General features: G+C 70.2%; 11 protein-coding genes. 6 read left to right on the forward strand and 5 right to left on the reverse strand.

Going from position 1 to position 14214, the window contains the following annotated elements:
- Positions 1–35: 35 nt before the first annotated feature.
- Positions 36–1697, reverse strand: coding sequence for a cellulose binding domain-containing protein (locus tag AB0C26_RS35690; protein ID WP_360256729.1), 1662 nt, complete (start codon positions 1695–1697; stop codon positions 36–38).
- A gap of 193 nt (positions 1698–1890) precedes the next feature.
- A complete protein-coding gene (locus AB0C26_RS35695; protein WP_360256731.1) occupies positions 1891–2904 on the reverse strand; it encodes a LacI family DNA-binding transcriptional regulator in 1014 nt (337 codons plus the stop codon).
- 276 nt (positions 2905–3180) lie between these two features.
- Between AB0C26_RS35695 and AB0C26_RS35700 the strand changes: the two genes are divergently transcribed.
- The 6 genes from AB0C26_RS35700 (at position 3181) to AB0C26_RS35725 (ending at position 11867) form a co-directional block, all read left to right on the forward strand.
- Complete coding sequence (locus AB0C26_RS35700; RefSeq protein WP_360256734.1) at positions 3181–4452, forward strand: extracellular solute-binding protein; 1272 nt, start codon at positions 3181–3183, stop codon at positions 4450–4452.
- Between the two features lie 60 nt (positions 4453–4512).
- Positions 4513–5445, forward strand: coding sequence for a sugar ABC transporter permease (locus AB0C26_RS35705; protein WP_360256737.1), 933 nt, complete (start codon positions 4513–4515; stop codon positions 5443–5445).
- A gap of 119 nt (positions 5446–5564) precedes the next feature.
- Complete coding sequence (locus tag AB0C26_RS35710; protein WP_360257135.1) at positions 5565–6344, forward strand: carbohydrate ABC transporter permease; 780 nt, start codon at positions 5565–5567, stop codon at positions 6342–6344.
- Complete coding sequence (locus tag AB0C26_RS35715; protein WP_360256739.1) at positions 6341–7708, forward strand: GH1 family beta-glucosidase; 1368 nt, start codon at positions 6341–6343, stop codon at positions 7706–7708. The genes AB0C26_RS35710 and AB0C26_RS35715 overlap by 4 nt, the downstream gene beginning before the upstream one ends.
- A 74-nt stretch (positions 7709–7782) precedes the next feature.
- Positions 7783–10941 (forward strand): BTAD domain-containing putative transcriptional regulator, encoded by a 3159-nt coding sequence (locus tag AB0C26_RS35720; RefSeq protein WP_360256741.1) that lies wholly within the window; start codon positions 7783–7785, stop codon positions 10939–10941.
- 101 nt (positions 10942–11042) lie between these two features.
- Positions 11043–11867 (forward strand): alpha/beta hydrolase, encoded by an 825-nt coding sequence (locus AB0C26_RS35725; RefSeq protein ID WP_360256743.1) that lies wholly within the window; start codon positions 11043–11045, stop codon positions 11865–11867.
- Between the two features lie 19 nt (positions 11868–11886).
- Here the strand turns inward: AB0C26_RS35725 and AB0C26_RS35730 are convergent, their stop codons facing one another.
- The 3 genes from AB0C26_RS35730 to AB0C26_RS35740 form a co-directional block, all read right to left on the reverse strand.
- Positions 11887–12495: a MarR family winged helix-turn-helix transcriptional regulator gene (locus tag AB0C26_RS35730; RefSeq protein WP_360256745.1), complete on the reverse strand. Its 609-nt coding sequence runs from the start codon at positions 12493–12495 to the stop codon at positions 11887–11889.
- Between the two features lie 99 nt (positions 12496–12594).
- On the reverse strand, positions 12595–13596 hold the full coding sequence (locus AB0C26_RS35735) for a DUF4331 family protein (RefSeq protein ID WP_360256747.1): 1002 nt from the start codon (positions 13594–13596) through the stop codon (positions 12595–12597).
- A gap of 40 nt (positions 13597–13636) precedes the next feature.
- Complete coding sequence (locus tag AB0C26_RS35740; protein ID WP_360256749.1) at positions 13637–14185, reverse strand: carboxymuconolactone decarboxylase family protein; 549 nt, start codon at positions 14183–14185, stop codon at positions 13637–13639.
- Positions 14186–14214 lie beyond the last annotated feature (29 nt).

Raw genomic sequence — 14214 nt, forward strand, 5'->3', positions numbered from 1 at the left:
GTTGGCACCCCAGCGCCGCCTCGAGTTCGAGGAGCTCAGACCACAGTGCAGGCAACGCCGTTGAGGGTGAAGGCAGTTGGTTCGGCGGTGTTGCCGGTATGGGCGCCCTGGAAGCCGATCTCGACGGTGGCGCCGGGAGCCAGTGTGGCGTTGTAGTCGACGTTGCGGGCGTTCACCGGCCCGCTGGAGGGCGAGTAGGTCGCGTTCCAGCCGGAGGTGATGGACTGCCCCGAGGGCAGGGTGAAGCTCAGCGTCCAGCCGTTGATGGCCGAGGTGCCGGTGTTGGTGATGCTGACCGTCGCCGTGAAGCCCGAACTCCAGGTGCTCATCGTGTACGCGACCCTCGGCCCGGCACCGGTGGAGGGAGTCGTCGGAGGAGGAGAGGTCGTGCCGGTCACGCTGGTCACCAGGGTCGTCACGCTGCGGGCGGGCAGCGTGGCGGTGACCGCGCCGTTCGCCATGCTCAGCGCACTCTGCCGCGCGACGTTGTTGCCGGCGTCGGTCAGCCAGGTGGTGACGGTTCCGGACGCGGTGGTTCCGGCCAGGGTGAACTGCTGGCTCACCGCCGAGGTGTTCTTGTTGACCGCGACGATGACGACGGTGTCCCCGCCCCGGTACGCCGAGACGAAGACGTTGGACGCCGGGTTCGCGGTCGCGTCGACCCGCACATAGCCGGGCCGCACGAAACGGGAGAACTGGGCCATGACGGCGCCCCGCTTGCTGATCCGCCCGTCCTCGCGCATGGGGCCGTAACTGCGCCGCAGATACCACCAGACGTACGCCTGGAAGCCGGCGTCCACCATGGCGTGGTGCATGTGCTCCCCCACGTCCAGCGCCCCGGGCCAGGCGTCCGCCGAGTCGCTGCTGTTGGGGTAGTACACCTCCGTCATCCACAGTTCCTTGCCCGCTCCCTTCTGCTGGAACAGCGGGTACGGGAAATTGGCGTACGGCGTGCCGTAAAGGTGCGCGCCGATGATGTCGACGTTGGCCAGAGCCGTGGGGTCGTTGAGGATCGGGTCCGACATCGACTTGATGTACTGGAAGGACTCGGGCGCGATGACCCGGGTGCCGATCGAGCCGGCGTTGGCCCGCAGGAACTGGACGATTTCGGCGGCGGTCCACCACGTCCAGGTCTCCGCGTAGTCGGGCTCGTTCTGCACCGAGATGGCGTACAGGTCGACGCCGTTGTTGCGCATGTAGGTGGTGAAGTCGTTCAGATGCCGGGCGTAGGCGGCGTACGAACTGTATTTCAGGCGCTTCGCGTTGGTCTGGCTTCCGCGGGTGAAGGTCTCGGTCATGCCGGCGGGAGGGTTCCACGGCGAGGCGAAGACGGTCACGCCGAGCGCTACGGCCCGTTGCGCCGTGGCCAGATCACGGCCCCAGTCCGACTGATTCTCGTTCACCGGGATCCGCAGTATCGAGAACCCGAGTTGGCCGTCGCCGGCGCCGAACGCGGTGTCCCGCTGCGCCGCCGTCAGGTCGCCGATCCAGGCCGCGTGACACATGGCGCCGAAGCCGCGGATCGTCTGCCGCGACGCCGACGGGTTAACGTTCGCCGCCGCGGCCGAGGCTTCGGTGGCCGTGAGGACCGATCCGGCGACCGCGACGACCGGCAGAGCTCCCAGCGTCGTCAAGACGGTTCGGCGGCGCAGCGGCCGGGACGGCGTCGCCGTCGGCTCGTCGTGGTTCTGGTTCATGGGCGGTCCTCACGGTGAGAAGTCCGGGTCGCGAATGGGAGCGCTCCCATTTATGACCGCCAATATTGCCAGCTTGTTTCCCACCACTCAAGAGGCCGCTTTGAAGACATTCACCAGCGGACGGCGTAACAGTTTTTCAGTGGCCAGAATTTGCGCGATTGCCGGCGTCAGCCCGGGCCGGCGCGCCGATTGCTCAGGTCGAGCCGCGGAGGATCAGCGTGGTGGGCAGCATCGTCGGTTCCGGTGGGGTCGCCGGGTCGGCGAGCATGGCCATGAGGGACTCCGCGGCTGCCGTGCCGAAACCGGTCTTGTCCTGCGTGATGGTGGTCAGGCCGGGCGGGATCAGGGCCGCCACCTCGATGTCGTCGAAGCCGATGACGGCGACGTCGTGGGGGACGCGCAGGCCGGCCTCGCGGATCGCCTTGATCGCACCGACCGCCATCTCGTCGCCGGCGGCGAACACGGCGGTCGGGCGGGGGTCGCGGGCCAGCAGCCTGGTCATGGCGGCGTGCCCGCTGTCCAGGTAGAAGTCGCCGGCCACGACGTCGTCGCCGGCCAGCGGAATCCCGGCCCCGGCGAGTGCCTCCCGGAAGCCGGCCAGTCGTTGCGCGGCCGGCCAGTTACCGGCCGGGCCGGTGATGGTGGCGATGCGCCGGTGGCCGCGTTCGATCAGGTGGGTCGCGGCCAGCCGACCTCCGCCGGCGTTGTCGGAGGTGACGTAGGTGCAGGTCGGCCCGGTGAAGCGCAGGTCGAGGGCGACACAGGGCACCTCCGCGTCGGCCAGGGCCAACACGGCCGGGTCGCGGCTGCCGTTGTCGATGATGACCACGCCGTCGACGTTGTGGCGCTGGACGGCGCGCAGGAAACGTCTCGGGTCGGCCGGGCCGGCGCCCGGGTCGGGGGCGAGCATGAGCAGGTGCAGGCCGTGCGCGCTGAGTGCGCTCTTCAGCGCGACCAGGATGTCCTGCAGGAACGGATGCCGCCAGCCGGGACGGCGATGATCGGTGTCCCACACGAGGCCCACCATGTGCGACTTCTTGGTCGCGAGGGTGCGGGCCGACTCGTTCGGCAGGTACCCGATCTCGGCGGCCATGCCGAGGACGAGCTGGCGCGTCTGCTGGCTGACCACCTCCGGGGTGTTGAAGACGCGGGACACGGTGGCGACGGAGACGCCGCACCGACGTGCCAATTCTCTGATGCTGGACACGGCGTACACCCTAATGTAACCGGTTTCAAGACCGTAACAGCGCCGTGTCGGACGGGTCAACACAGTGGATCGCGTTACCTTTTCGTGACTTGACGGGAGAGGCACCGATCGATGCAGACTCTTGGCTCGAGGGGCCACACGCACCCCTCCGAAGCGATTCTCCGGCCGCATCCATGCCGGCCTCTCCATGGGCTCAGCTCGTTCGAAACTCCAGTTCTGCAGCATGTAACCGGTTTCATGTAACCGATTACATCAGGTGAAAAGGGGAGAACTGTCATGCTTTTGTCTCGATCCGTGCGAGCCGTGGCCGCGGCGACGGTCGCCGCGGTGATGCTGACCGCGTGCGGCTCCGGTGGCGACGACAGCGGGGGCAGCGGCGGCGGCGACGTCACGCTGAACGTCAACCTGTTCGGCAACTTCGGCTACCAGGAGCTGTACGAGGAGTACGAGAAGGCGAACCCCAACGTCAAGATCAAAGAGAGCACGGCCGCCTACAACGATCACCACCGCAACCTGGCCACACACCTCGCCACCAATTCGGGCGCCGGCGACATCGAGGCTGTCGACACCGGCTTCATCGCCCAGATGCGCGAGGTCGGCAAGCAGTTCACCGACCTCGGCACCGAGCGCCAGTCCGAGTACCTGCCCTGGAAATGGCAGGCATCGCTGACCAAGGACGGCCAGCAGATCGGGTACGGCACCGACGTCGGCGGCCTGGCCATCTGCTACCGGCGCGACCTGTTCCAGAAGGCCGGCCTGCCCACCGACCGCGACCAGGTCTCCGCGTCGTGGGCGAGCGGCTGGGACAAGTACATCGAGCAAGGGAAGAAGTACACCGACAAGGCGCCGGCCGGCACCGCGTTCTTCGACGGCGCGGGGGCGCTGTACAACGCCGTCATCGGCCAGGCACCGGTCGGCTTCTACAACGAGGACAACACCGTCGTCGTCGGCAGCAACCCCGAGGTGCGCAACGCCTGGAATCTGGTCGTCCAGGCGGTGCAGAGCAAGCTGTCGGCCAAGCTGATCGAAAGCTCCCCGGAGTGGAACAACGGCTTCGCCAAGGGCCAGTTCGCGACCATCGCCTGCCCGGCCTGGATGATGGCCAAGATCAAGGACCAGTCCAAGAACGCGGCCGGCAAGTGGGACGTAGCGGCCGTGCCCGGCGGCGGCGGCAACTGGGGCGGCTCGTACCTGACCGTGCCCAAGCAGGGCAAGCACGTCGAGGAGGCGAAGAAGCTCGCCGCCTGGCTCACCGCGCCCGAGCAGCAGGCCAAGGTCTTCACCTCCAAGGGGCTGCTGCCCTCCATCCCGGCGCTGTACGACAAGCCGGAGATCGCGCAGTACAAGGACCCGTTCTTCAACGACGCGCCGGTCGGCAAGATCTTTACGACGGCCGCGAAGCAGTTGAAGCCGCAGTACCAGGGCCCGCGCACCGGTGACATCCAGACCACCATCCGCGACGGCCTGGTGCGTATCGAGCAGGGCAAGCAGAGCTCCGACGAGTCCTGGCAGCAGACGGTCAGCGACGTCGAGCGTCTCGCCAAGTAGCCCACCCGCACGGCCGGCGGTCGCAGGATCGCCGGCCGCCCCGGCGACGAAGGATCGATCATGGCCATCCCCGCGCTGACCGCCCGCCGGGCGAGACTGAACCGGCTCGACACCAAGGGTTCGCCCTACCTGTACGTACTCCCGTTCTTCCTGCTCTTCGGCGCGTTCGGGCTCTTCCCGCTGATCTACACCGGATACGTCTCGTTCAACGATTGGAACCTTCTCGACGCCGGCGCGCACGAATGGGTCGGCCTCGCCAACTACCGCGAGCTGCTGCAGGATCCGTACTTCTGGAACGCGCTCGGCAACACGCTGAGCATCTGGGTGCTGTCCACGGTGCCGCAGCTGCTCGCCGCGCTCTGGATCGCGCATCTGCTCAACCACAAGCTACGGGCCCGCACCAGCCTGCGCATGGGTGTGCTGCTGCCGAACATCACGTCCATCGTCGCGGTGACGATCGTCTTCACCCAGCTCTTCGGCCGCGACTTCGGCATGGTGAATTGGCTGCTCGGCATCGCCGGCGTCGGCCCGGTCGACTGGCAGGCCGACACGTGGAGCTCCCACCTGGCCATCTCCATCATCGTGGCCTGGCGCTGGACCGGCTACAACGCCCTGATCTACCTCGCCTCCATGCAGGCCGTTCCCCACGACCTGTACGAAGCCGCGGAGCTCGACGGCGCGTCGTCGGCGCAGCAGTTCTGGAAGATCACGGTGCCGATGCTGCGTCCGACGATCATCTTCACCGCGGTGATCTCGACGATCGGCGGCCTGCAGATCATCGCCGAGCCGCTGCTGTTCGCCGGCAGCTCGACGCCCACGGGCGGCTCCGACCGGCAGTTCCAGACGGCCGCGCTGTTCATGTACGAGCAGGGCTTCCGGGAGTTCCGGTTCGGCTACGCCTCCGCGATCGCCTGGACGCTGTGCCTCGTCATCGCCCTCTTCGCGATCGCCAACTACCTGATCACCCGGCGCATCGCCAACGACGAGGAGTAGTCGTGACCGTTCTCGCCGACCCACCGTCCACCCGCGCCGAGACGCCGGCCGAGCCACGCCGGGCGCGCCGCCGCAGCTTCGGCTATCCACGCAAGGCCTCGGTCTGGACCTACGCCGCCCTGCTCGCGGTCGTGGCCGGATCGGTCTTCCCGCTCTACTGGTCGCTGGTCGTGTCGTCGCAGACCAGCGACGCCGTCGCCAAGGTGCCGCCGGTCCTGATCCCGGGCGGGCACCTGTTCGACAACATCGCCCGGGTCTTCGACTCCACCGACTTCGCCAAGGCGCTGCTCAACTCGTTCATCGTCAGCGGCTCGGTGACGATCTCCGTGGTCTTCTTCTCGACGCTGGCCGGCTTCGCGTTCGCCAAGCTGCGCTTCCGCGGCCGCAAGGTGCTGCTCGTCGTCGCCATCGGCACGTCGGTGGTGCCGCAACAGCTCGGCATCATCCCGCTCTACCTGCTGATGGCCGATATCGGCTGGACCGACCGGCTCGCCGCCGTGATCGTCCCCGGCCTGGTCACCGCGTTCGGCGTCTTCTTCATGACCCAGTACCTCGGGCGGGCGGTGCCCGACGAGCTGCTGGAGGCCGGGCGGATCGACGGGTGCAGCACGTTCGGCCTCTTCTGGCACGTCGTGCTGCCGGCCGCGCGCCCCGCGGCGGCGGTGCTCGGCCTGTTCACCTTCATGCAGGCGTGGAACGACTTCTTCTGGCCGCTGGTCGTGCTGCAGGAGAACGCCACGGTGCAGGTCGCGCTCTCCTCGCTGGCCAGCGGCTACACCACCGACTACACCCTCACCCTGACCGGCACGCTGCTGGCCACCCTGCCGATCTTGGTGATCTTCATGGTGCTCGGCCGGCAGATCGTCGGCGGCATCATGCAAGGAGCGATCAAAGGATGACGGACTCGGAACTGCCGCGGATGCCGGCCGGATTCCTCTGGGGCGCCGCCACGGCGGCGTACCAGATCGAGGGGGCGGTGGCCGATGACGGCCGCGCCGACTCGATCTGGGACACCTTCAGCCGGCGCCCGGGCGCCGTCGCCGACGGGAGTTCCGGAGCGGTGGCCTGCGACAGCTACCACCGCTGGCGCGACGACGTGGACCTGCTCGACGGCCTCGGCGCGGGCGCCTACCGGTTCTCGGTCGCCTGGCCGCGGATCGTGCCGTCGGGCGCCGACGAGGTGAACAAGCCGGGCCTGGACTACTACGACCGGCTCGTCGACGCCCTGTGCGAGCGGGGCATCCGGCCGTTCGTCACGCTCTACCACTGGGATCTGCCGCAAGCGCTTGAGGAGAGGGGCGGCTGGCGGGTACGGGACACGGCGGAGCGCTTCGCCGAGTACGCCTCCGTGGTCGCCGGGCGGCTCGGCGACCGGGTGGGCGACTGGATCACGCTGAACGAGCCGTACTGCTCGTCGATCGTCGGCTACGCCGAGGGCCGGCACGCCCCGGGCGCCACCGAGGGCCACGGCGCGCTCGCGGCCGCCCACCACCTGCTGGTCGGGCACGGGCTGGCGGTGGCCGCGGTCCGGGCCGCCTGCCCGGGCGCCCGGGTGGGCATCACGCTCAACCTCTCCCCCGCCGTGCCGGCGACGGACACCGAGGCGGACTCCGAAGCCGCACGGCGAATGGACCTGCTGGTCAACCGGCAGTTCACCGATCCGGTGCTGGGTGGCTCCTACCCGGACGGATTCGACCGGTTGTACGCCGGGGTGAGCGACCTGTCGTTCCGGCGCGCCGGCGATCTCGAGCTCATCGGCGCCCCGCTGGACTTCCTCGGCGTGAACTACTACTACCGCATCCACGCCGCCGCCGCGCCGTACGAGCAGACCGATCCGGCGCTGCGCACCGCCTGCGACATCGGCGTACGCTCCGTGCCGCGCGAGGGGGTACCGGTCACCGACCTGGGCTGGCCGATCGAGCCCGCGGGGCTGACCGACACGCTGGCCGATCTCGCCGGCCGCTTCCCGGGCCTGCCCCCGATCTACGTCACCGAGAACGGTGTCGCCGAGGTACGCGAGGATCCCGGCGCGGACCCGGACCGCATCCGATTCATCGCCGCCCACGTGGCCGCCGCCGCCGAGGCCGGCGTGGACCTGCGCGGCTACTTCTACTGGTCGCTCATCGACAACTTCGAGTGGGCCCGGGGATACGGTCCCCGCTTCGGCCTGGCCCATGTGGACTATCCGACCGGAAACCGCACACCGCGGGCCAGCTACCACTGGTTGCGGGACCAACTGGCCCGGCAGGCCACCACCGTGTGACGATTCCGTTGATCCGGTGCCGGACGTAGACTCGGCGCGCACACGATGCGCAGGCCGGGGGGCGGTTGACGGGCGTGAGCGTGCCAGGGGATTCGCAGAGCGACGGCCACGCCCTGCGCGTGCAGATCCTGGGTCCGATGCGAGTGTGGCGCGGTCCCGACGAGATCGACGTGGGCCCACGCCAGCGGGCGTACCTGCTGGCCCTGTTGGTGGCACGGGTCGGACGGCCGGTCCGCAACGGCGAGCTGGTCGACATGATCTGGGGCGAGGACGCGCCCGTCACCGCGCTCAACGTCATCCACAAGTACGTCGGTGGCGTCCGCCGCGTCCTGCAGCCCACGCTGGCCGCCCGGGCCAGCGGCTCCTACCTGCTTCGCCGGGGCAACGGCTACGTCTTCATGGCCGACGCCGGAACGCTCGACCTGCTCGCCTTCCGGCAACTCGTCGAGACGGCCCGGGGCGTGCCCAGCCCCGGCGCCGCCCTCGACCGGTACCTCCAGGCGTTGCGGCTCTGGCACGGCCCGGCCGGCGACGGACTGCCCGTGGGACCGGAGGCGATTTCCCTCTTCACCGGGCTGAACGGCGAGTTCTTCGCCGCCTGCACGGCCGCGGCCGAGCTGGCGGTGCCACTGGGCCGCGGCGGTGAACTGGTGCCGGCGCTGGAGCTGGCGGCGGCGATGGAGCCGCTGCACGAACCGGTCCAGGCCGCTCTGGTCCTGTCCCTCGGAGCCGCCGGGCAGCAGGCGAAGGCGTTGTCGGTCTTCGCCGCCACGCGGGCCCGGCTCGCCGAGGAGCTCGGCGTCACCCCCGGCGCGGAATTGATGGAGGCCAAGCTGCGGGTGCTGCGACAGGCAGTGACGTCCCCACCGCCCGCGCCGGCCCCGGCCGCGCCGGCGCCCACCGAGCTCGTCGGCCGGGCCGAGGAGGTCCGGCTGTGCCGGGAAGCCGTCGCGGCGGCGGCCGGCGGAAGCACCGCGCTCGTAGTGGTACAGGGCGAACCGGGCTTGGGCAAGACCCGCCTGCTGGAGGAGACCGCCGCCGAGGCCGGCCGCCGGGGCGCTCTGGTCGTCTGGGGCCGCTGCCTGGAAGGCGACGGCACGCCGGCGATGTGGCCGTGGACGCAGGTGGTGCGGGAGCTCCTGGACGCCCAGCCGGCCGCACGGCGCCGCGAATGGCTCGACCGCGACCTCGGTCGCCTGGTCGAGTTCCGCGACGACGGCTTCCGCGGCAGCCTCGACCCGGACAACCGCGCCCGGTTTCGTCTCTTCGAGCAGGCCGTGGCACTGGTCGCGGCGGTTGCCGCCGACTGGCCGGTGGTGGTGATCCTCGACGATCTGCAGTGGGCCGACGTGACCTCACTCCAGTTGTTCGATCATCTGGTGGCCCGGTTGAGCGGCGGCACCCTGGTCATCGGGGCGCTGCGCGACCGGGCGCCGGTGCCCGGGCCCGAACTGCTGCACACGCTCGCCGCCGCGAGCCGCGTTCCCCACCACCGCCGGATTCAGCTCGGCCCGCTGCGCCCGGCCGACGTGGCCGAGCTCGTCCGCCGGGAGACCGGCCGCCGGCCGGCCGGCGACGAGGCCCGGCGCCTGCACGCGCGTACCGCCGGCAATCCGTTCTTCGTGCGGGAACTGTCCCGCCTGCCGGGCGGCCCGGAATCGCCGGGCGACGGGACGGGCCCGCGGCCGGCGGTGCCGTCGACCATCCGTGACGTCGTCCGCGACCGGATGGCGCGGGTGGAACCGGAGTCCGTCCCCGCGCTCCACACGGCTGCCCTCCTCGGGCGCGACGTCGACCTGCGCCTGCTCGCCGGCGCGCTGTCCGTCGACGTGCAGCTCTGCCTCGACCGCGTCGATCCGCTGCTGACGATGGGCCTGCTGGAGACCACGCCGGAGAACCCGTTCACCTTTCGCTTCGCCCATGACCTGGTCCGGGAGTCGGTGATCGCGTCGATCCCGCCGCGCCAGGCCGCCCGGCTGCACCTCGGCATCGCGGACGCCCTGGAACCCCTCGACCCGGACGGTGACTCGACGGCCGAGCGGCTGGCCCACCACCTGTGGTCGGCCGGCCCGCTCGCCGACCCCAAGCGGGCCGCGGCGGCGCTGCTGCGCGCCTCCGAGTCCGCCGTCCGCAAGACCGCGCTGGAATCGGCGGTACGCCATCTGACGTCGGCCGCGCAGGTCTCCCGGTCGGCGAACCTCGGCGAGGTGGAGCTGTCCGCGCTGACCCGGCTCACCATGGCCAGGATGCGGCTGGGCCAACCGGCGGCCGACGAGGTGCTGGACCGGGCCGAACACCTGGCCCGGGCTCTCGGCCGCGACAACGAGGCGGCCGACATCCTCTTCACCCGCGTCATCCGGGTCACGCAGTTCACCCAGCCGGACCGCGGACGGCTGGCCCGCCGGTTGCTCGACTGGAGCGAGACGTCGGCCGACCCGGCGGTACGGGCGTGCGGCCAGCAGGCCTGGGGACTGCACCAGTGGGACCTCGGCAACATCGACGAGGCGCACCTCTATCTGGACCGGGCGCACCAGACGCTGACCGCCCGGGACACGGCGCTCGGTGAGAACCCGCTGCGGCACGACCTGCAGATCGCCTGGCCGATGATGCAGGGGGTGGTGACCGCCCTGCACGGCGACGTCGGCCGGGCCCGTGCCCTGCTGGACCAGGTCGAGGCGGACGCGGGCGACCTGCCGTACGCCGTCACCATCTCGTCGCACTACAGCGGCATGGTCGCCACGATGATCGACGACCCGGGCTGGGCGGCGCGATCGGTCGCGAGGTGGATCGCCGGCGATCCGCAGGACTACGCCCACGTCGACCATTACCTGCGGCTCACGCGGCATTGGGCACGCGCCCGCGCCGGCGATGATCCGGCCGGCGCGGCGGCGGCGGCGCTGAAGACCGTGACGTCGCTGCTCGACCCTCCACAGTGGGGCGTCTCCTTTCATTACGCGCTCATCGGCGAGATGTGGTTGATGGCCGGCCGCCCGGCCGAGGCCACGGCCGCGCTCGACCAGGCCGAGCACTACCAGAACTTGTTCGGTCAGCGCTACGCCGAAGGCCTTCTCCTGCTGCTGCGGGCGCGGATGCTGGCCGCCTCGGGGGAACCGGCGGAGGCGGTGAAGGCCGCGGCCGAACGCGCCCGGGCGCTGTCCGCCGAGCGTGGCGCGCACCTGTTCGCCCGCCGAGCCGGCGATCTCTTGGCGGAACTCGGAAAAACCCACGCCTGACCGGTACGGGACCAGCCGCGTCAGCTAATTCACAAGTCATTCAGTACCACCCCATAGCTTCAGCCGCGGAACATCGCGCCGAACGACTATGGAGTACGGATATGCCAACGATCACCACCACTGACGGAACCGAGATCTTCTACAAGGACTGGGGCAGCGGTCAGCCGCTCGTCTTCAGCCACGGCTGGCCGTTGACGTCCGACGACTGGGACAACCAGATGCTCTTCTTCAAGCACCAGGGGTTCCGCGTGATCGCCCACGACCGTCGTGGGCACGGCCGCTCCGCGCAGGTCCCGGAGGGGCACGACATGGACCACTACGCCGACGACCTCGCGGCGCTGATCGAGCAGCTCGACCTCCACGACGCCGTGCTCATCGGGCATTCGACCGGCGGCGGTGAGGTGGTGCGCTATCTCGGCCGGCACGGCGAGGGCCGGGTGGCGAAGGTCGTACTGATCAGCTCCGTCGTGCCCGACATGCGGCTGAGCCCGGCCAACCCGCACGGCCTGCCGCCGGAGGCGTTCGCCGGCCTGCAGAGCGGCGTGGCCGGCAACCGGTCGGAGTTCTTCCGGGAGGTCGCGGCCGGGCCGTTCTACGGCTTCAACCGCGACGGCGCCGAGCCTTCCGAAGCGATCATCGAGAACTGGTGGCGCCAGGGCATGACCGGGGCGGCGAACGCGCACTTCGACTGCGTCTACGCCTTCGCCCGAGACGACCACACCGAGGAGCTGCGAAAGATCACGGTGCCGGTGCTGGTGATGCACGGCGACGACGACCAGATCGTCCCGTACGGCGCGACGGCGCCCCGCACCGCCGAGCTGGTGAAGAACGGCACGCTCAAGACCTACGCGGGCTTCCCGCACGGCATGCCGACCACCCAGGCCGAGACGATCAATGCCGACCTTCTGGCTTTCCTCCGCTCCTGAGACCGCAGCCGGATCGCTGTCAAGAATCGGTGGGCGGCTCGTGGTCGGGGCAGGTGACCCGCAGCTCGGCGTCACCGAACGGGGCGTCGACGTAGTTGCAGTGGTGGGGCCGGTCGGGCTGGTCCGGGTGGGCTCGGGGAACGAAGAAGCGGCAGGTGAGGCACATTTGCGAGACCGGGATCGCCTGCCGGTCCTGAAGCTCGCGCATGAGCGTGGTGATGCCGCGGAGCATGGCCGCGAAGTCGTCGTGCGAGAGCGCCTTCAGCGCACCCGTCAGCGTTTCCGACTGGCTGCGCAGACGGTCGGCCTCCGTGCGGCCGAGCGGGCTCAGACCGAGCAGCGTCGCGCGGGCATCGCCCGGATCGCGGGCGGCCTCGAGCAGTTCCTTCTTGCGCAGCACCTTCACCGCGTCGGACACCGTGGGCGGCGTCGAGGCCAGCGCGGTCACGATCTCGCCCTGCCGGATCGGGCCGGGCTTGTTGAGCAGCAGCGTGACGATGTCGGCCTGCAACGGCGACAGGTTGTGCGGGCCGGCGTTGCGCCAGGCCTCCATGCGCACGGCCTGACCGAGCCGGGCGAGACCGATCAGCAGCTGGCTGGTCGATGGTGGCCCCGGAACCTCTGGCATGCGCAACGGTCCTTTCCCTGCGTACGGCCGCCATCGTACTGCCGCGCGACGGCACCGGCGGCCAGGTGCGGCACCGGTGCCGTCGCGCGGCGGGCGGGCTCAGCCGACCTCGGCCGGGATCACGAAGGGGAACTCGTCCGAAGTGCCGGCCGGCGTCAGGCCGGTGCTGACCGCGGAGTTGGTGACCAGCGAGAACATCACCTCGGGAGCGTTGTCGCCGAGGCGGCGGCCGTTGAACCCGGCGAACGAGAAGGCGGCCGCGGTGCCGACGACGTACGGGAGGGTGTCCGGGAAGAGGCGCTGGACCACGGTGGCCGCGTACGCCTCGGGCCGGCTGGTGGTGCCGAGCCGCCGCACAGTGTCGCGGATCAGCTCCTCGGTTGCCTTGCCGTAGCGGTCCCGGTCCTCGGCCGGCCGGGTCTCGTTGGCGTGGCTGGACACCTCGGAGTCGTGGTCGCGGAAGATCGGCCAGATCATCGGCAGACCGGCCCGGTTGATCTGCCGCCAGCCGCCGACGTCGGTGGCGAGCTTGGCCACGCTCCAGACCCGGATCTCACGACCCGGCGAAAGCACGGGGTCGGAGTGCGGAATCTCGAGGACGATGCTCGAAACCGTTGCCCCGGCGAACGTGCTGGCCACGTCGGCCGGCGGGCGCGGATCGGCCGGCTGCCCGTGCTGCACGATCTGGTCGATCAGGCCGAGCTGCCGCAGGTCGAGGAAGAACGGATCGGCCGCGCGCCCGGCCCAGATCCGGATGCCACCTTCGCCGGAGGTGACCACGCCGCTGCGGCCCCGGGCAATCTCGGCTCCGGTGGCCGCGTCGTCGGCCGCTTCGGCTCCGGTGAGCCGGTAGACGCGGTAATTCTGTCCGGCGTCGAAGACCAGGCGAAGGGTGAGCGCCTCGACGCCCGTACCCAAGGCATCGATTTTGAACTCGTATCGGCCCTCGTCGTGGAAGCCGGCCGGGGTCGCGTCGCCGGCCAGCGAGGTGCGGACGTTCATGATCAGGACTGTCGCGCCGGGGCTGTCGAACACGTACTGGTCGGTGATGTTGAGGCGGGGATCCTGCCGGGCGAGCGGCGAATCGAGATGGTGGGACATGGTCGGCTCCTCAGTGGTCTGGCCGGAAGGGCTGTCGATGTCAGTCGCGCAGCGCGACGCCCTCGACGGCCGGGAAGTCGAGGGTGGTCTGGCCGACCGAGTTGAAGTAGTTGGTGAACGTGTTGAGCGCGACGGCGGCCACGATCTCGCCGATCTCGCCGTCGTCGTAGTCGGCCGCGCGAACCTTGGCCAGGTCTTCGTCGGTGACGAAGCCCTTACTGGCGATGATCGCCTTGGCGAAGGTCAGCGCCGCCTCGACCTTCGGGTCGGAAGCCCGCGCGCCGCGGCCGGCGACCAGGTCGTCCTCGGAGAGACCGGCCCGGGCGCCCAGCACGGTGTGCGCGGCCAGGCAGTAGCCGCACTCGTTCTCCACGGCCGCGACCAGGGCGATCTGCTCCTGCACCCGGCCCGGGAGCCGGCCCTTGGACAGCGCGCCGGAGAACTGGAGGTAGGCGTCGAGCACGGCCGGCGAGTTGGCCATCGCCCGCATCATGTTCGGGGTGACGCCCAGGGCCTTCTCGACCCGGCCGAGCAGCGTGCGGGCCTGACCCTCGGCGGTGGCGGGGTCGACGGTGGCGATGCGAGGCATGTCGTTCCTTCTTTCTGGCGATCAGTTTG

It is taken from the genome of Actinoplanes sp. NPDC048796, assembly GCF_040650035.1.
Taxonomy (GTDB): Bacteria; Actinomycetota; Actinomycetes; order Mycobacteriales; family Micromonosporaceae; genus Actinoplanes.

Excerpts from the sequence above, each read along its gene's own strand:
- AB0C26_RS35690 (WP_360256729.1), bottom strand. The coding sequence starts at position 1,697 with ATGAACCAGAACCACGACGAGCCGACGGCGACGCCGTCCCGGCCGCTG.
- AB0C26_RS35700 (WP_360256734.1), top strand. The coding sequence starts at position 3,181 with ATGCTTTTGTCTCGATCCGTGCGAGCCGTGGCCGCGGCGACGGTCGCC.
- AB0C26_RS35705 (WP_360256737.1), top strand. The coding sequence starts at position 4,513 with ATGGCCATCCCCGCGCTGACCGCCCGCCGGGCGAGACTGAACCGGCTC.
- AB0C26_RS35715 (WP_360256739.1), top strand. The coding sequence starts at position 6,341 with ATGACGGACTCGGAACTGCCGCGGATGCCGGCCGGATTCCTCTGGGGC.
- AB0C26_RS35725 (WP_360256743.1), top strand. The coding sequence starts at position 11,043 with ATGCCAACGATCACCACCACTGACGGAACCGAGATCTTCTACAAGGAC.
- AB0C26_RS35730 (WP_360256745.1), bottom strand. The coding sequence starts at position 12,495 with ATGCCAGAGGTTCCGGGGCCACCATCGACCAGCCAGCTGCTGATCGGT.
- AB0C26_RS35735 (WP_360256747.1), bottom strand. The coding sequence starts at position 13,596 with ATGTCCCACCATCTCGATTCGCCGCTCGCCCGGCAGGATCCCCGCCTC.
- AB0C26_RS35740 (WP_360256749.1), bottom strand. The coding sequence starts at position 14,185 with ATGCCTCGCATCGCCACCGTCGACCCCGCCACCGCCGAGGGTCAGGCC.